The organism is Bacillus sp. FSL R9-9530 (assembly GCF_038008145.1).
GTDB lineage: Bacteria > Bacillota > Bacilli > Bacillales > Bacillaceae_G > Bacillus_A > Bacillus_A mycoides.
Genome location: NZ_JBBOYO010000001.1, coordinates 1632961 through 1650628, shown reverse-complemented (window position 1 = coordinate 1650628; position 17668 = coordinate 1632961). Strand labels below are relative to the sequence as shown.

The 17668-nt window shown below is 33.3% G+C and carries 17 protein-coding genes, 1 pseudogene, 1 riboswitch and 2 other annotated features; of the genes and pseudogenes, 14 read left to right on the top strand and 4 right to left on the bottom strand.

Annotated elements, in window-relative coordinates; genetic code table 11:
- The first annotated feature begins 29 nt into the window (after positions 1 to 29).
- Both sfp and MKX66_RS08205 read left to right on the top strand, forming a co-directional pair.
- On the top strand, positions 30 to 779 hold the full coding sequence (gene sfp, locus MKX66_RS08210) for a 4'-phosphopantetheinyl transferase Sfp (protein ID WP_341085906.1): 750 nt from the start codon (positions 30 to 32) through the stop codon (positions 777 to 779).
- Positions 780 to 815: 36 nt separating this feature from the next.
- Entirely contained in the window at positions 816 to 1358 is a 543-nt protein-coding gene (locus MKX66_RS08205) for a hypothetical protein (RefSeq protein ID WP_002012778.1), read from the top strand.
- A gap of 50 nt (positions 1359 to 1408) precedes the next feature.
- Here MKX66_RS08205 and MKX66_RS08200 read toward each other — a convergent pair whose 3' ends face one another.
- On the bottom strand, positions 1409 to 1681 hold the full coding sequence (locus MKX66_RS08200; RefSeq protein ID WP_002012780.1) for an HU family DNA-binding protein: 273 nt from the start codon (positions 1679 to 1681) through the stop codon (positions 1409 to 1411).
- A 204-nt stretch (positions 1682 to 1885) separates the two neighbouring features.
- Between MKX66_RS08200 and MKX66_RS08195 the strand changes: the two genes are divergently transcribed.
- Both MKX66_RS08195 and MKX66_RS08190 read left to right on the top strand, forming a co-directional pair.
- Positions 1886 to 2653 carry a DUF3891 family protein gene (locus MKX66_RS08195; protein ID WP_002085720.1) on the top strand — a complete coding sequence of 256 codons (768 nt, stop codon included), beginning with the start codon at positions 1886 to 1888 and terminating at the stop codon, positions 2651 to 2653.
- Positions 2654 to 2667: 14 nt separating this feature from the next.
- A pseudogene (locus MKX66_RS08190) lies at positions 2668 to 3198 on the top strand (DinB family protein).
- A gap of 49 nt (positions 3199 to 3247) precedes the next feature.
- Here the strand turns inward: MKX66_RS08190 and MKX66_RS08185 are convergent.
- Positions 3248 to 4615 carry an alanine/glycine:cation symporter family protein gene (locus MKX66_RS08185; protein ID WP_002012784.1) on the bottom strand — a complete coding sequence of 456 codons (1368 nt, stop codon included), beginning with the start codon at positions 4613 to 4615 and terminating at the stop codon, positions 3248 to 3250.
- A 107-nt stretch (positions 4616 to 4722) separates the two neighbouring features.
- A riboswitch (glycine riboswitch) is annotated at positions 4723 to 4842 on the bottom strand.
- A gap of 435 nt (positions 4843 to 5277) precedes the next feature.
- Between MKX66_RS08185 and MKX66_RS08180 the strand changes: the two genes are divergently transcribed.
- The 6 genes from MKX66_RS08180 to thrS all read left to right on the top strand — a co-directional run bounded on the left by MKX66_RS08180 (position 5278) and on the right by thrS (position 11343).
- Positions 5278 to 6096, top strand: a complete 819-nt coding sequence (locus MKX66_RS08180; RefSeq protein ID WP_088039341.1) for a nucleotidyltransferase — start codon at positions 5278 to 5280, stop codon at positions 6094 to 6096.
- A gap of 149 nt (positions 6097 to 6245) precedes the next feature.
- Positions 6246 to 6515 (top strand): PhzF family phenazine biosynthesis protein, encoded by a 270-nt coding sequence (locus tag MKX66_RS08175; RefSeq protein WP_078176586.1) that lies wholly within the window; start codon positions 6246 to 6248, stop codon positions 6513 to 6515.
- Between the two features lie 12 nt (positions 6516 to 6527).
- On the top strand, positions 6528 to 7157 hold the full coding sequence (locus MKX66_RS08170) for a YdbC family protein (protein ID WP_002127296.1): 630 nt from the start codon (positions 6528 to 6530) through the stop codon (positions 7155 to 7157).
- Between the two features lie 99 nt (positions 7158 to 7256).
- Entirely contained in the window at positions 7257 to 7622 is a 366-nt protein-coding gene (locus MKX66_RS08165) for a VOC family protein (RefSeq protein ID WP_326996797.1), read from the top strand.
- Between the two features lie 444 nt (positions 7623 to 8066).
- Positions 8067 to 8774: a pseudouridine synthase gene (locus MKX66_RS08155; protein ID WP_002085707.1), complete on the top strand. Its 708-nt coding sequence runs from the start codon at positions 8067 to 8069 to the stop codon at positions 8772 to 8774.
- Between the two features lie 121 nt (positions 8775 to 8895).
- Positions 8896 to 9119, top strand: a binding site (T-box leader).
- 37 nt (positions 9120 to 9156) lie between these two features.
- Positions 9157 to 9379: a binding site (T-box leader), on the top strand.
- A 44-nt stretch (positions 9380 to 9423) separates the two neighbouring features.
- Positions 9424 to 11343 carry a threonine--tRNA ligase gene (gene thrS / locus MKX66_RS08150; protein ID WP_326996796.1) on the top strand — a complete coding sequence of 640 codons (1920 nt, stop codon included), beginning with the start codon at positions 9424 to 9426 and terminating at the stop codon, positions 11341 to 11343.
- Between the two features lie 165 nt (positions 11344 to 11508).
- Here thrS and MKX66_RS08145 read toward each other — a convergent pair whose 3' ends face one another.
- Positions 11509 to 11727 carry a helix-turn-helix domain-containing protein gene (locus MKX66_RS08145; RefSeq protein ID WP_326996795.1) on the bottom strand — a complete coding sequence of 73 codons (219 nt, stop codon included), beginning with the start codon at positions 11725 to 11727 and terminating at the stop codon, positions 11509 to 11511.
- Between the two features lie 10 nt (positions 11728 to 11737).
- On the bottom strand, positions 11738 to 12220 hold the full coding sequence (locus MKX66_RS08140) for a DUF2975 domain-containing protein (RefSeq protein ID WP_016102056.1): 483 nt from the start codon (positions 12218 to 12220) through the stop codon (positions 11738 to 11740).
- Positions 12221 to 12608: 388 nt separating this feature from the next.
- Here MKX66_RS08140 and MKX66_RS08135 point away from each other — a divergent pair, with 388 nt between their 5' ends.
- The 4 genes from MKX66_RS08135 (at position 12609) to MKX66_RS08120 (ending at position 17667) form a co-directional block, all read left to right on the top strand.
- Positions 12609 to 13376: an ABC transporter ATP-binding protein gene (locus MKX66_RS08135; RefSeq protein ID WP_002127303.1), complete on the top strand. Its 768-nt coding sequence runs from the start codon at positions 12609 to 12611 to the stop codon at positions 13374 to 13376.
- Positions 13377 to 13388: 12 nt separating this feature from the next.
- The gene (locus tag MKX66_RS08130; RefSeq protein ID WP_088292237.1) at positions 13389 to 15272 is read left to right on the top strand and encodes an ABC transporter permease; all 1884 of its coding nucleotides are present in this window, start codon (positions 13389 to 13391) and stop codon (positions 15270 to 15272) included.
- 272 nt (positions 15273 to 15544) lie between these two features.
- Positions 15545 to 16576 carry an alpha/beta fold hydrolase gene (locus tag MKX66_RS08125; RefSeq protein ID WP_201033746.1) on the top strand — a complete coding sequence of 344 codons (1032 nt, stop codon included), beginning with the start codon at positions 15545 to 15547 and terminating at the stop codon, positions 16574 to 16576.
- A gap of 224 nt (positions 16577 to 16800) precedes the next feature.
- Positions 16801 to 17667 carry an ABC transporter permease subunit gene (locus MKX66_RS08120; RefSeq protein ID WP_326996794.1) on the top strand — a complete coding sequence of 289 codons (867 nt, stop codon included), beginning with the start codon at positions 16801 to 16803 and terminating at the stop codon, positions 17665 to 17667.
- Position 17668: the final 1 nt, after the last annotated feature.

The window sequence follows — 17668 nt, the reverse complement described above, 5'->3', positions numbered from 1 at the left end:
ATATTGGCATTTAAAAGGAGAGAGTTTACATGATAGAGAGTAAAGTTGTAGATTCTGTACCAACTCTTAATGAGAATAGTTGTCAAATATGGTGGGCAAGAATTTCAGATTTACAATCATGGCATTACAATTTACTAAATGATGTAGAGCGAGAGAAAGCAAATTCATATCATCATTCGGCAGACCGTGCGCGTTTTATAATAGGGTGTGTAATTAGTAGATTAGTACTTGGAAAGGTACTTTCTATGTCGCCAGTCCAAGTGCCAATTGATCGAATGTGCCCAGTATGTAAATTACAACATGGCAGACCACAGTTACCAGAAGGTATGCCGCAAATATCAGTCTCACATTCGGGTGAGTGGGTTGTTGTTGCATTTACTAAATCTGCACCTGTTGGTGTTGATGTTGAGCAAATGAATCCAAATGTAGATGTTATGAAAATGGCAGAGGGCGTATTAACAGACATTGAAATAGCACAAGTTATGAAGTTACCTGATGAGCAGCGACTAGAAGGATTTTTAACATATTGGACTCGAAAAGAAGCAGTGCTGAAAGCGACAGGTGAAGGACTATTGATCCCACCAGTAGAAATTACAGTATCAGCTCCAAATGACCCTCCAAAATTGTTGATTTTTAAAGATAGACAAGAGTTAGCAGAAAATACAATGATGGAAGATGTAAGACCTAGTTTAGATTATATGGCTTCCATTGCAATATTTAGTAAAGAAGTAACTGAAATTACGCAGTTAGACGCGGGATTGCTATTAAATCATCGTTAATTTTTAATAAAATTTCTTATAGAAGAGGTGTTCCTCATGTTAGTAGCGGAAAATAGAAAAACTGAATTAACTTATAATGTACAGGCAATTAAAGATATGTTGTTTTCTAGAAATACGTCATCTATTCTAGCTTTAGAAAAACTTGTAAAAGATACAGTTCAATTTGATGTACTTGAACAGGAAGCGCTCGATAGACAATACATTCCGAAAGAAGCAAAGAATTTCTTTGATAAAAACGGAACATTTCTTTATCGCGTATCTAATGTTAGTTATAAAGGTAAGGTGTTATCTGAAAATCTAATTTTTGCAGACACTTCGTTTTTACCGGATACAATAAAGAGTGAATTAGAGAGTGGAAATATTCCTGTTGAAAACCTTATAGAAAAGATGGAAGTAAGAAGAAATGTATTATATGAAGGATATCAGCCATCTGGAAATATTATCGAATTGTTTGATGGATGTTCTGTTGCGGCGAATGTTTATCCAACTAGAAAATATCAAATTGTAAGTAACTGCAAATGTGTATTTTATATTTGTGAAGTGTATCATGCAGAGAATATAAAGGAACTGCTTAAATAAGAACTAAACAATAAACAAGAAACCAGCCTATAAAATGGCTGGTTTCTTGTTTATTTAACAGCTTCTTTTAATTCTTTTCCTGCTTTAAATGCTGGAACTTTACCAGCAGCAATCTGAATTTCTTCTCCAGTTTGCGGATTACGCCCTGTACGAGCAGATCTTTCACGCACTTCAAAAGTTCCAAAGCCGATTAGTTGCACTTTATCGCCAGATTGTAATGCATTAGCAATTGTGTCAAATACGGATTGTACAGCTGCAGAAGCATCTTTTTGAGAAATATCAGCTGATTGTGCTACATTTTTAACTAATTCTGTTTTGTTCATGTTTTCACCTCATAAAAATTTTTTTAGAATGAATGTTTTAGTATAATGGTTAGTAAAGATAAAGCTAACTTTGTGATTAGAAAGAATGCTGTATATTTATGTTAATTTCGTTGAAAGAAACTGAATCCCTGCTAATATTTAGGGATTAATTAAGAATTGATGCATACAACAAGCTGTAATATGAGGATGAGGGGGAATATACGGATGATTTTTCGTGAAAAGAATGAGAAAGAAAGTATATTAATTCGTCAACATGATCATGGTTTTTTAGCTGGTGAAATTGCAAGACATATAATAGAAGATTTTTTTGAAGATAAAATATACTTAAAAGAGACAATTGATGCTATATATGAGCATGATAGAGGATGGATAGAGCTTGATAAAGTACCAATTTTGAATGATACTAAAAATATTCCATATACATTTATGGATTGTCCAAGTTCATTACGCTTTGTTTTTTATACGATTGGTTTGAATGCAATTGAAGAGTCAAATCCATACGGGGCGCTACTTTGTAGTAAGCACTTTTTATCATTTTCATTAAATGAGGAAGATGAAGAGATGATGTCTTTTTATAAAAATGAATTGGAACGACAAAAAAGAATTTTGAAAACGTTAACAAAAGAACAATATGCGATGTTTGATAAACATTATAGATTATTAAAGTTTTGTGATGAACTTTCTTTATATGTATGTATGAATAAACCTGGTGTAAAAAAGAAAGATGAAATTGATTTATTTAAAGAGGGTTTTGAAGGAACAGAAATGTTTAATAGTAAGGGGGAGAAGCCTATTCAAGCTGAATGGGTGGATGAAGAAACAATTCAAATTACATCGTTTCCATTTAAAACGGAATTTTATACATATGTAAAATATAAAACTATAAATAAACATGAAGTTAAAGAAAAAGGGATTGTAAAAGCTGATAGAGAATCGGAAATGAAGAAGCAAAACATTCGTTTCATACAATAAGGAGGAGATTTAGATTGAAAGATTACATGTTAAAACAGTTTGATTACCATGCTTGGGCTAATACACGATTATTCAACCGACTAAAAGAGTTACCAAACTATGAGACAATTTTTAATGAACAGATACAGAGTGTATTCCCATCAATTAAGGATACTTTTGTACATATTTATATTACAGATCAAGTGTGGTTACACATATTGCATGGTAAAAGTATGAGTGAAGTAATACAAGACCGAGAAAAATTACGAAAACAAATCGAAACTAAATCGTTACATGAATTAGAAAAAATGTTTGAAAACATGGCAAATCAATATAAATAATTTTTAAGTAGAATACAAGACGTAAATACTGTATTTGTTATTGAGAACCCATATGCAGGTGCATTAGACACTTCCATTTTAGAGTTAGTGCAACACGTCGTAAATCATGGTACATATCATAGAGGGAATATAACAGCAATGATCCGTCAACTTGGTTATTCATCTACAATGATGGATTTTGTACTTTATTTACATATGGTTCAGGAGGGAAAGGAATTGAAATAGAGAAAAAAGGAATGGCTTATTATAAATGAGCCATTCCTTTTTTTAGTGATTAACTTGCCTGTTTTTTATGACTTTCTTTCAATTTCTCTGCTTGTAAAAAGCGATTCGTTTCAGCGACAACAATACCACTTAATCCGATTAGGCCAATTAAGTTTGGAATCGCCATAAGTCCATTTGCAATATCGGCAAATGTCCATACGACACCTAGCTTTAAATTAGCACCTATTGCAATCATAACGATAAAGATTGCTTTATAATATCGTACAGCACCTTGTCCGAATAAATAAGCTACACACTTCTCTCCGTAATACGACCAACCTAAAATAGTAGAGTAGGCGAATAATATAATGGCGATACCGAGAATCATACTACCAGCAGTACCGAATACGGATTGGAATGCTAATGTTGTAGCTTCAACACCAGTTTTACCTGATTTCCATGCGCCTGTAGTAATTAATACTAGCCCCGTAATTGTACATACAATAAATGTATCTAGAAAAGTACCAGTCATAGAAACTAAAGCTTGTTTTGCAGGTGAATCTGTTTTGGCAGCAGCCGCAGCAATAGGAGCACTCCCTAAACCAGCCTCGTTAGCAAATACACCACGTGCCATTCCTATTTGAATTGCAGATGCAACTGTTGCTCCGATAAAACCACCAGCAGCTGCAGTACCTTGAAATGCACCAGAAAAAATAAGTGAAAATGCTTCTGGAATTTGATCAAAGTGATAGAAAATAATAATAAGGCCAGCGATTATATAAAAGAATGCTTTAATAGGAACGATATATCCAGTAACTCTACCAATCTTTTTTACACCGCCCAAAATAACGATAGCGATTAAGAATGACATGAGTATACCAGTTAATGCAGGAGGGAAAGAAAAATTGATTCGCATTGCCTCTGCAACTGAATTAGATTGAACCATATTACCGATACCGAAAGAAGCAGCTGTGCCGAATATAGCGAATAAAACAGCCAGCCATTTTTTCCCTAAACCACGTTCTAAATAATACATTGGTCCACCGGAGTATTCACCATTTTCATTACTAACACGGTATTTCACCGCAAGGATTGCTTCGGCATACTTTGTTGCCATTCCAAATAAAGCAGTAATCCACATCCAAAAGATTGCGCCGGGTCCACCGATTGTCACAGCAGTTGCGACACCTGCTATATTTCCCATACCAATCGTTGCAGCCATAGCTGTCATCAGTGCTTGGAAGTGACTAATATCTCCAGAAGATGATGTATCCTCTGATTTTTTAAAAGCTAGCTTGTGAGCGTATATTAGTTTACTAAACTGTAAACCTTTTAAGCGCACTGTGAGAATGATACCAGTTCCAACGAGTAGCAACAAAGTTGGTAACCCCCACACATACTGATTAATTTGTTCTAATACTTTACTTACTGTCTCCATCTGTATTCTCCTTTTTTAGAAAAAATAAAAACCACTTCAAGGAAATGAAATGGTCTCTGGAGAAACAAGGGATAGAAAAATAAACCGATACAAATCGGCATTTTCTTTCGCTTGTCTCTGTCCTTTTACCTGAGAGATTATCCGCTAGATTAGCGGATTTGCTCCTTCGGTGCTCGTTTTCCTCCGCGCTATATTAAGCGAGAGGGAGTCTCTCCAGAGATTCGTCCCCATGCAGTTCTACTTGTAAACAAGACCTGAGAGTTTCAAAGTTGGTTCAGCAACTTTTTGCCCCGTCGGTAGATCAATAGACCTTCTCCTGAATGGTTCATCCGAATTATAAAATTAAAAACTTAAACGCATTGATTCTGTATAGAATCAATAAAAACATTATAGATATACAATTAGTGAAATGCAATCATTTTTTATTTTGAAATAGTAAATAAACTTATTTTTTTGGTATTCCTAATTTATCTTCTATTTTATGATCTCAGGAGAGATTACTTATTATATATTCGAAAAATGAATGGTGATAAAAGAGATAGGACGTAACAATGTAGGATTATTTATGTCTTATTTTCAAATTTTCAATTCTGAATTATTTGAATTATAATTGTTGTATGTGTGGAATAAACCAATATTTTATAGGGAAATGAGTTGATAAATTGCCAAGAATAAAAAAAATAGGGCGTTTTTGTCCTGTGGATGATGAAGGATTTATTATAAACGATGCACATTTTAATAAAATTCAGCCTTTGTTTTTGGAGGTAATACAAGAAATAAAGGATACTTGTTGTCAATTTTTGCGGGATGATTTGCACAGTGTTTATATAAGGGGTTCTATTCCAAGAGGGATTGGGATAGAAGGGGTTGCAGATGTAGATATGATTATATTAGTTCGAAAGAATCCTCAAGTAATTGACTTAAGCTGGAGAAAGGAGCTAGAAGTCCAAATTACACAGCAGTTTAATTGTATATCAGGAGTGGAGTTAAGTTTTTATAGTGAAAAAGAAGTAATAAACTCAGAGGATTTTTCTTTTATAGGATTTATGATTCAGACACATAGTGTATGTATATTAGGTGAAGACGTAAAATTATATTTACCTAAATATAAAGTAAGTCAGGAGATAGTGTATGAACATCTCATTCATTTGCGGAAACAAATTGAACAAACACACGAAGAGTTAATTCATAATAAGGACGTAGATGATATAGAGGATTGTTGTCGTTGGATCATGAAGATTGTAGTCAGGGCAGGTCTAGCATTAACAATTGATAGAGAAGGGCTGTATTCCAGGGACTTATATCCAGCATATGAGTTATTTAGTAAGCATTTTCCCGAACAAGAAAAAAATATGAGGAAAGCACTACAATATGTAATTGAACCGATAAAAGAGATAGAAGAAATCTTATCATTTTTAGATACGTTTGGTGATTGGTTGATAGAAAAAGCAGAGGATTCTTTGAAAAATATACAAATTTAATAAACTATAATTTCATTATGTAAACAGGTTGTATTGAAGAATAGAAGAGATATTGGGATTTTTACATTGTGGATGTATTCTCGCAAGGCAAGTATTCAGGTAATCACCTTGCGTTATTTATGGAAAATTAGGGATTTTATAGTTAGGGAATCAATGATCTTAATGTCCGTGATTTTGCAGATTATTATGGAATCACAGAGGATATGGCAACAGGAAGCTCAAATGGATGTTTAGCGGCGTATCTTATAAAATATCGTTATCTTGGAACGGAAAAGATAAATATGCATGTTGAACAAGGGTATGAGATAAATCGCCATTCTCTAATACACATACAAGCAGAGGTGATTGAGAGTAAAATTAATGTTTGCATTGGTGGAAAAATAGAAAGTATTGCAAGTGGGAAATGGACCGTATCATAAGGGGGATTAGAAATGCTATTAAAAACAATATTTTGCAAGGTGGAAGAAGAGAAAAGGGAATTGTTTTCTGATGCGCAAGAAAAATGGCGTGATTTACAGTATTTAGATGGATTCTATGGACAATTTGGTGGGTGGAATGAAGGGGAAGCGTGTGTATATACTTTATGGGAAGATAGAAATGCATATCAATCATTCATGAATGATGCTCATGATACAATTTTTTTAAATAGTAATCAAGAAGGCACATATATTTCCTGTAATATTGAAATGTTTCAAACGTTGTATGATATAACAGAAACTCCTTTGAAAGACGTAACTGCACAAGGGTCATTTGTAAGAGTTGCAATTTGCGATGTGAAAGAAGGAAAAGAAAAGTATTTTTTACATACGCAAGAAACAATTTGGAATAAAGGAATGGAAAATGCAAAAGGAATGTTAGGTGGAGTTGTTGGGAAGTCTTTAAAGACTGAAAATCGTTACATAGTATTAACGTATTGGCAAGATGAAATAGCACACGAACTCTATATGAAAGAAATTTTCCCAGAGTTATATCAGTCAGCAAATGTAAATGAGTATGTTGAAAATATAAATGGGAAGAGAGTTATTCGGAAGGAAGAATGGTCTGTTGCCGCTTCTAAATAAAGTTAGAACTTATTAAAGTAGCTAGTTTCGAAAAATTTGATACAGAACATTAGTTCTTTTATAATTACTTTGTACAAGAATAAGAGGGGAGATATTTAAATGAGTAGAGTTTTAAGGTTTGAATTGCAAGTCCCAAACCCTGAAGAAGCTATTCAATTTTATACAAATAGTTTTGGATGGAAGTTTGAAAAAATGCCTGGGCCACATGACTATTGGTTCATAATTACAGGTGAGAGTGATAGACCTGGTATCGATGGTGGATTAATGAAATCACCTGATGGTGCTACTAGGACAACTAATTCGATTGAAGTACCTTCAGTTGATGAGTACATAAATAAAGTTATTGAAAATGGTGGACAAGTAGTTGTACCTAAAACTGCTATTCCTAATACGGGTTACTTTGCTTATTGTATAGATAATCAAGGGCTACTTTTTGGAGTATGTGAAGAAAATAGTGAAGCGTAAAAAATTAGGGGAGTTCGAGATTATTTTGTTTGTTGAACGATGTTTTCTATCAAAGATAATAATTATTGAACACTTTTGTATAAAAACTAGTATTCGTTTAGTTGAAGAAGGATCCATTTTGATTATTTTCAAAAGGGTTCTTTTTTATTTTTCACATATTGTGAGTTATTTAGGCATGATTAATCAAACTTATATCGGTATATTATCTATGAAAAAAGTAAATAAATGATGTTATATTCAAGGGTTGATCTATTGACTGCTAAACAGTTTGAGGTGAAAAGGAAAAGAGGACCAATTATTTTCGTGTAAACATGTAATTAAGTGAAGACGTCATATACCCTTTCATGTTAATATATTTAAGTTATAATAGGAGGCTTACCCTTTTGTATTGTATGGTAGAAGCAGTGTGAGCTTGAAATTTTTTATGAAAAGGATGTGCCTAACTTGCGTATCAATAAATTTATTAGTGAAGCTGGAAAAGCGTCTCGACGTGGAGCAGATAAGTTAATTAACGAGAGAAAAGTAATTATTAACGGTAAGGTTGCAAAAATTGGTGACCAAGTAAATCCAGGTGATGACGTACGAGTAAATGGAGAGCAACTTCGTATTGCTCGAGACCATGTGTATATCGCTTTAAATAAACCAGTAGGTATTACATGTACAAGTGAAAAAGCAGTAAAAGGTAATATTATCGATTTAGTGAATCATCCTTTACGAATTAATCACATCGGACGTCTCGACAAAGACTCAGACGGTTTAATTTTGTTAACGAATGATGGCGATATCGTTAATGAGATTTTACGTGCTGAAAACAAACATGAGAAAGAATATATCGTTTCAGTAGATAAGCCGATTACACCGGAGTTTTTAGAAAAAATGGCAGCAGGTGTTAAAATTTTAGATACAAAAACACTTCCTTGTGAAGTAACACAGTTATCAAAATATGAGTTCCAAATTATTTTAACACAGGGGCTAAATCGTCAAATTCGCCGTATGTGTGAAGCTTTGGGTTATCAAGTATACACGTTAAAACGTACGAGAATTATGAATATTGAGTTGAATAATTTACCAGTCGGACAGTGGAGAGATTTATCGAAAAAAGAGAAAAAACGCCTATTTTCAGACTTAAATTACGAACCACAAGATTGGTAAAAAAGAGAAGGGGAGACCAAAAAATGTTTTTGGTTTCTTTTTTTTGAATAAAAAATATATTTTTAACACTTGTAAAAATAAAATGAATAGGATATATTAAATAACAATAAATGTAATTGTTACAAAAGCAAAGAAAAGGACACGAGTTATTTTAAACGGTTATACAGAGAAGGAAGGAAAGCTGAGAACTTCCTAACGCAGTAAAATAACTTACCACCTTAGAGCTGCACTGGGGAAATCAAGTATCTAGTGCCGTGTAAGCGACGTTATCGCAAAAGAAGCCATTATGTTTTTTGTGATGGGAATCTGGGTGGAACCACGAATATAAGCATATTCGTCCCTATTTACTAGGGATGAATATGCTTTTTTATATTTTATTTCATAATAAGCGAAGAAAAGGACACGAGTTATTTTAAACGGTTATACAGAGAAGGAAGAAAAGCTGAGAACTTCCTAACGCAGTAAAATAACTTACCACCTTAGAGCTGCACTGGGGAAATCAAGTATCTAGTGCCGTGTAAACGACGTTACCGTAAAAGAAGCCATTGTATATTTGCGATGGGAATCTGGGTGGAACCACGGGTAAAAGCACACTCGTCCCTATTTTAGGGATGAGTGTGCTTTTTATTATGAAATGGAGAGATGAAAAATGAAAGAACAGATGATCGAAATTAAATTTCCAGATGGTAGCGTTAAAGAATTTGTGAAAGGCATTACTTTAGAAGAAATTGCTGGGGCAATTAGTAGTAGCTTGAAAAAGAAAGCAGTGGCAGGAAAAGTTAATGATAAGTCTTTTGATTTACGACGAAACATTGAAGAAAGTGCGAAAGTTGAAATCATTACTATGGATTCAGATGAAGGGGTAAAAATTGCAAGACACTCTGCGGCACATATATTAGCGCAAGCTGTAAAAAGAATTTATGGTGATGTAAACCTTGGTGTAGGGCCAGTCATTGAAAATGGATTTTATTATGACATGGATCTTCCGAGTAGTGTAAACGTAGAAGATTTACCGAAAATAGAAAAAGAAATGAAAAATATTATAAATGAAAATGTAAAGATAGAGCGAGTTGAGGTTTCTCGAGAAGAAGCAAAAGAATTGTTTCAAGAAATGAAAGATAGTTTGAAATTAGAGCTTTTAGAAGCAATTCCTAATGGGGAAAGTGTAACACTGTATAAACAAGGTGAATTTGTAGATTTATGTAGAGGACCACATTTGCCATCTACTGGTTATTTGAAAGCTTTTCAATTAACTCATGTTTCTGGTGCATATTGGCGAGGCGATAGTAACAATCAAGTGCTTCAGCGTATATATGGTGTTGCTTTCTCTTCTCAACAAAAATTAGAAGAGTATTTACATTTTGTTGAGGAGGCCGCAAAGAGAAATCATCGGAAATTAGGTAGTGAACTTGAATTGTTTATGTTTTCGGAAGAGGCTCCGGGAATGCCCTTTTACTTGCCAAAAGGACAGATTATTCGCAATGAATTAGAAGCATTTTTAAGAGAAATTCAAAATGAGTACAATTATCAAGAAGTGCGTACTCCATTTATGATGAATCAAGAATTATGGGAGAAGTCAGGACACTGGGGACATTACAAAGACAATATGTATTTCTCAGAAGTAGATCATAAAAGTTTTGCGTTAAAACCGATGAATTGCCCAGGCCATATGCTTATGTTTAAAAATAAATTACATTCTTATCGTGAATTACCGATTCGTATGTGTGAGTTCGGTCAAGTGCATCGACATGAGTTTAGTGGCGCTTTAAACGGATTATTAAGAGTTCGTACTTTCTGCCAAGATGATGCTCATTTATTTGTAACACCAGAACAAATTGAAGATGAAATCAAATCAGTGTTGGCGCAAATTGACTATGTGTATAAAACTTTTGGTTTCGAGTATGAAGTAGAGCTTTCTACTCGTCCAGAAGATTCAATGGGTGATGATAAATTATGGGAGCAAGCAGAATTGGCATTAGAAAATGTATTACAGTCATTAAATTATAAATATAGATTAAATGAAGGTGACGGTGCATTTTACGGTCCGAAAATTGATTTCCATATTAAAGATGCTTTAAATAGAAGTCATCAGTGCGGAACAGTCCAACTTGATTTCCAAATGCCAGAAAAATTTGATTTAAATTATATAGATGAAAATAATGAAAAAAGAAGACCGGTTGTAATCCACCGCGCTGTATTAGGATCCTTAGATCGCTTTTTAGCGATATTAATTGAACACTTTGCAGGCGCGTTCCCAGCGTGGGTGGCACCGGTTCAAGTGAAAGTAATTCCAGTTTCAAATGCAGTGCATGAAAAATATGCAAATAGGATTGCAGATAAATTAGCACAAGCCGGAATTCGTGTCGAACGAGATATACGAGATGAAAAGTTAGGATATAAAATTAGAGAAGCGCAAATGCAAAAAGTTCCGTATGTTCTTGTTATTGGGGATAAGGAAATGGAAAACGAAGCTGTAAATGTACGGAAATATGGTGAAGAGAAGTCAGAAGTTGTTGAACTAGATGCGTTTGTGGAAAGTATGAAAGAGGAAATTAAAAATAGGAAATAGAGATTGATAATAAAACACACCATTAATATGTAATACTGAATTTAAAGTAATTAAAGATATATTAAATAACAATAACAAACGAAGAGAAGGGATAGCTTAATTGCTATCCCTTCATCTTAATTTCACTATTTAATCCCATTGGTTGAAGAAAGTTGTTGTCTGTACTTATTGAGTGAATTCTTCGCTTTTGTACTCCAAAATATCACCTGGTTGACAATCTAAAGTCTTACATATCGCTTCCAATGTTGAAAAACGAACCGCTTTTGCTTTCCCATTTTTCAGAATGGAAAGATTCGCCATCGTAATCCCAACCCTCTCCGAAAGCTCCGTTACGCTCATTTTTCGTTTTGCTAACATCACATCAATATTAATAATAATTGCCATATTCTCCACCTCAGACCGTTAAATCATTTTCTGATTTTATATTAATAGCTTCTTGTAAAAGCCTTTGGAGAACAGCAGCAAAAACGGCGATCACCATAGAGGCGAAAATGATGGTCAATCCGATTGGTATGAAACTTGGAGGATCAATTTTTTTTGCCATGAGATAGTAGAGTGGCATACCTAGCAAGTACAAGGTACTGATCGTGATGGCACAGTATTTTATATTCTTTAAAGCCTTTACCGATAATTCCGAGAACGCTTGGTTCTTATCAATATAGCTTAAAAGTTTAAAAGCTTGATACAGAGCAAAGTAAAAAGGTATCACTGCCGCGTACATATCGATTAAAACGAGAGATTTCATATAAGCAATATCTGGATACAATTCTCCAGCAAAATTCCCAATCTTAGGCACCAAAAATATGCACAATGCAAGAACTGGGAATCCTATAAAAGTAATAGCTAGCTTTAAAAAGAGTGTCGTAACTTGTTTCATAAAAAGCACCTCACTTATGTAATAACAACATGATTTTACCATGTTGTTTATCGTTTCGCAATAAAAATGTATTGTTTTTTATTTCATTATTATTGTTATTGAAATATCTTTTGAATTTTGATAACAATAAAAAGCATTTCTCATTCCAAAGAAATGCTCTTATGAAGTGGTTTGTTTTTTTAACCTTACAAAAATGTAAGGTAAATGTAAGGGAAATCGGATGAAAGGATTTTAGAAAAGTGAGAATATTAAGCAGAGAAATCGTTTGTATTTCTTATGTATCTCAATCTGCATTTGGAAAATTTAAAAATTCTTAAGAATTTTTATGAGAAAAATATAAGAAATATATGGGAAATTTATACTATACAAAAGGGATGGAGTGAAAGAGATGTCAACAAATGTAGTTACTGTAGAAAGTGTAGAAAAAACGTATGGAAAAAGAAATGAGAATCAGTCAAAAGCATTAAGGGGTGTTTCATTAAGTATTAAAGAAGGAGAGTTTGTAGGGATTATGGGTCCATCTGGATCCGGTAAAACGACATTACTAAATGTGATCAGTACACTTGATCAAGCGACAGGTGGTAGTGTAACAATAGCTGGCACAAATATTACTTCTATGAAAGGGAATGCATTATCAGATTTTCGTTCTCAAAAATTAGGATTTATTTTTCAAGATTTTAATCTACTAGAAAATTTATCAATTTATGAAAATATCGCTTTACCACTTTCCTTGCAAGGCGTACCGTCAAGTGAGATTACTGGAAAAGTAAATGGGGTTGCGACGAAATTAGGGATCACTGAAATTTTAACAAAATATCCGACTGCTGTTTCTGGTGGACAAAAACAAAGAACAGCGGCAGCACGAGCTTTAGTACATAATCCGGCAATCGTATTAGCAGATGAACCGACAGGAGCACTTGATAGTAAAAATGCAAAAAGTTTATTAGAAGCGATGCAAGATTTACATGAAAATCACAATGTAAGTATTTTGATGGTAACACACGATGCATTTAGTGCGAGCTATTGTGAACGTATTTTATTTATACAGGATGGACTTCTTTATAAAGAGTTAAAACGTCAAGGAACACGAGAAAATTTCTATCAAGATATTTTAGGTGTGCTTGCCCAAATGGGCTCAGCAACTGAGTCGAAGTAGGGGGGCGAGACTATGTTATTCAAATTATCACGTCATAGTATGAAAAAAATGTTAAAGGATTATATGGTTTTACTTATTGGTCTAGTCATTAGTATTAGCATTTTCTACATGTTCCAAACGATGGCGATGAATAGTGAATTTACAAAAGATAATAGTCTAATTAGTAGTATTAGGCTCGTCTTTTGGGTTGGTGCAATATTGCTTTCTTTCATTACAGTTTTTTACATCATATATGCCAATTCTTTTTTACTTACATTAAGAAGAAAAGAACTCGGTATGTACATGATGCTTGGAGCGAAAAAGAAAAAAGTAGCGCAATTATTATTTATTGAGACTTTTGGTATGGGGATTGTCAGTATTATTATCGGTATTTTAGTAGGAATAGTACTTGCTAGTGTAGCAGGAAATTTTTTAATGAATGGAATGGAGATTTCAGCAAAAGGTAATTACGCATCTGTGTACACACCAGCTATATTAGTTACATCTATTTTCTTCTTAATATTATTTTTCATTACTGGTTTAATGAATAGTTTCCGATTATTACGTAAAACAGAATTAGAGTTAATACGTGAAGATGAAACGCAAGATGAGGTGAAGAAAAGTAAGACTCGCACTGTTATTATGACAGTACTAGGTGTATTGCTAGTAAGTACAGGATATTATTTTATGGTGAATATAAAAATGTTTGCTGAACTAGGATTTATAATAGCGACAATTGTTACGACAGTAGGAACGTATTTCATTTTTAGCTCGTTGCTCCCACTTTTTGTAATGAAAATTAAGGGAAATAAAAAACGAAATGAAACGGGATTAAATAGTTTTACTTATGCACAGTTACGTTTTCGAGTAACTAGTTTATCGAGGGTACTAGGCACTGTAGCGATGTTAATTGCATTAGGTGCAGGTGCAATGACAGCAGGTATGGCGTTTCAAAAGAATGTAGGCATTATGACAGACTTCTCACGTGTATATGATGTCGTAATTCATGATCCAAATGAACAAGATAAAGCGGCATTAAAAGAAATGGAAATTGTTGAAGAAAGCAAGTATAAGTATAAAGTAGATGGAGAAGCGGTTTATTATTTACGTAACGACTTAACTGAAAAACCACCACTTATTTCAGATCATTTTGATACAAAGACTTTAAAAGAACCTGCTCGTAAACGTGTGGCTACACCTTTAACTGAACCTGTCTATTCTGCTTTGGAAGCTCCTGAAGTAGCGAATAAGCTTCCTCGTATGCCAAAAGATTGGGAAGATGCGGTTGTAAGAGAGATACAAATTACACATAATCAGTTTAACGGAAAACCGGTAAGAATTGCAGATGAAGAGCATTACAAAGGAATTCAAGGAACAGAGCATACTGTAACATTAGCAAAAGTAGATGATATGAAAAAATATAAACCGTTATTGACAGAAATTGATAAGAGGCAAAAAGAACAAATTGAAAAAACAACAGGTACAAAAGTAGAATTATATACGAAAATGACAACTTATCAGTTCGTGAACAGTTTCATGAGCGGAACAATGTTTATGGGATTTTTCCTTGGAATTGCATTTTTAGCAATGATGGCGAGTTCTCTTATGTTCAAAATATTAACAGGAGCTTCTCGTGATGTACGCCGTTATGAAATGTTACGAAAAATTGGTGTGAGACGTAGTATGTTAACAAAAAGTATATATAAAGAAATCTCATATTTATTTATCTTCCCAGCGATTATTGGAATCTCCCACGTTTTAGTAGGGCTTAACTTATTCAGTTTCATATTAGTTGACCCATTTGTAAAAGTGTGGATGCCAATAGGAATCTTCATAGTAATTTATTTCATTTATTATTGGATTACTGTCCAACTTTATAAAGGTATGGTAATGCCGAAAGAAGAAGTAGCAAAATAGTTTGAGAAAAGAGTCCTTGTTTTGACAACAAGGACTCTTTTCTATATTTGTAATACATTGTGATCAAGTCTTTCTACGAATAATATATTGAAAATTAAGAAAATATTAAGAGTTTATATAGCGGAAAGTTAAGAAGTATATGGGATATTAATAATGTAAAAAAGATTAAGATGAAATTGGAAAGTACAATTGTTGTACATTCATATTTTTTTGAGGTAGTTTTACAGAACTAAATTGTTATTTTTACAAATTTATAAGAAAGGAAACGTCTTATGAAGAAGATAAAAAAATTAGTAAAACGTATTGCAGTCACTATTATACTATTAATAATTATGGCGTTAGTATTTCCTACATGGACCTCGCAAATAAAGGGGAAAAACAGTATAAGTACATTAGAGCAAGTAGAGATAAATGGAAGTGGTCATGAAATTATGATACGCGGAAAAGATAAGAAGAATCCAGTTATTCTCTTTATCCATGGTGGACCAGGTTCTTCAGAAATACCATATGCTCAAAAATATCAAGACTTATTGGAAGAGAAATTCACAGTTGTTAATTACGATCAAAGGGCAAGTGGGAAATCGTATCATTTCTTTGAAGACTATTCGAATCTATCATCAGACCTACTTGTAGAAGATTTATTAGCTATGACAGATTATATTTCAAAACGTCTTGGCAAAGAAAAAGTAATATTGGTTGGTCATTCTTATGGTACATATATTGGAATGCAAGCTGCCAATAAAGCCCCTGAAAAATATGATGCATATGTTGGAATAGGGCAGATGAGTGATACAGTAGAAAGTGAAATGGATAGCTTAAACTATGTTATTGAACAGGCACAAAATGCGGGGAATCCAGATGAGGTTTCCTATTTAAAAGGGTTAACCGAAAAAATTAAAAATGGCGATACATACACTCCGCGAAATTATGTTGCGAAATATGGTGGAACATCAAGACTCATTGAAAATCCAGATGGTGATAACATGAGGATGCTATTTAGTAATGAATATAACTTGTTAGACGTAATTCGTTATAACGTTGGATTATCACATTCTCAAACTGTCTTATTAGAAAAAGATTTAAAGAATCCATTATCTACTAAAGTAACTAAGCTGAATCTACCGCTTTATTTTCTTATGGGTAAATATGACTATAATACTTCATTTCATGCAGCAAAACAGTATTTTGATAGAATTGAGGCGAATCAAAAAGAATTTATAGCTTTTGAAAACTCAGCACATTACCCTCAATTTGAAGAGAAGGAAAAGTTTTATGAGTGGTTGTGTGATACATTCGTAAAATGAAATTAAATAAAAAAGTACTTATTTTAAAAATAAGTGCTTTTTTATAGTATATAATCGAGCGAGAAGGAAAATGTTGGATAATAGTTGAAAGATATAATACAACTTCAGAGAAATGACGAGAATCGATATGTTTTGTCGAGAGAGGAGTTATTTTATTAAAAGGTATAGGTACTATACATAGTTTTAATTTCTGAATACTCATTTAAATAGAAGGGGTAATAGTTATGTTCATTCGAATTGGTAAGTGGTGTGGGGTTACATGTTTACAATTATTTGCGGCGCTTATTTGTATTCTATTTTTAGGGGCACTACCGCGTTTATTTAAGGGATTACAAATTGATCTAATCGGTTTTTGGAACACAGTTGTGTCTCTTGGAGAGAAGTTACTCCAACCAGGTGAAATTACGTATGGATTTCGGAATTCAAGAAAGTTATTTCCACAAATATGGATTCATTATGTAGAGACAATGTTTGTATTTATTTCGGCATTTATACTATCTTTACTCATTGCGTATCTTATCGTTGTGTGGGTATTACAGCGCTCTCAATCAAAGCAACGTATGTGGAATGGGATTTTCGTCGCACTTGAAAGTATTCCGGACATTTTATTAATTTTATTATCTCAACTTCTAGTAGTAATAATCTTTCAAAAGACAGGTTTTATGCCAGTGAAATTTGCAGGACTTGGAGAGGAAAGGGCTCGCCTGTTACCAATAATATGTCTTACATTACCTACAACATTATTATTTATTAAGTTACTACTATTACGTTTCAGAGAAGAATTAGAGAAAGATTATAGTATATTTGCTAAGAGTAAAGGGCTAAGTTTAAGACATATTTTGACGCACCATATTTCAAGAAATGTCCTGTTAACAACAGTCTATTATGCAAAAACGAATATTTTATTTATGTTATCAAACTTATATATTATTGAATGGCTGTTTAATACGTACGGTATGTTCGTTTTCGTGAAAGAAAATTCAAAATTAGAAATATTTACAGTGAGTTTAGTTTTATTATACGTACCGCTTTTTATACTATTTCGTTTATTACATACGCTTTTACAAAATGTTATAAAGGAGCGTGTGTAAC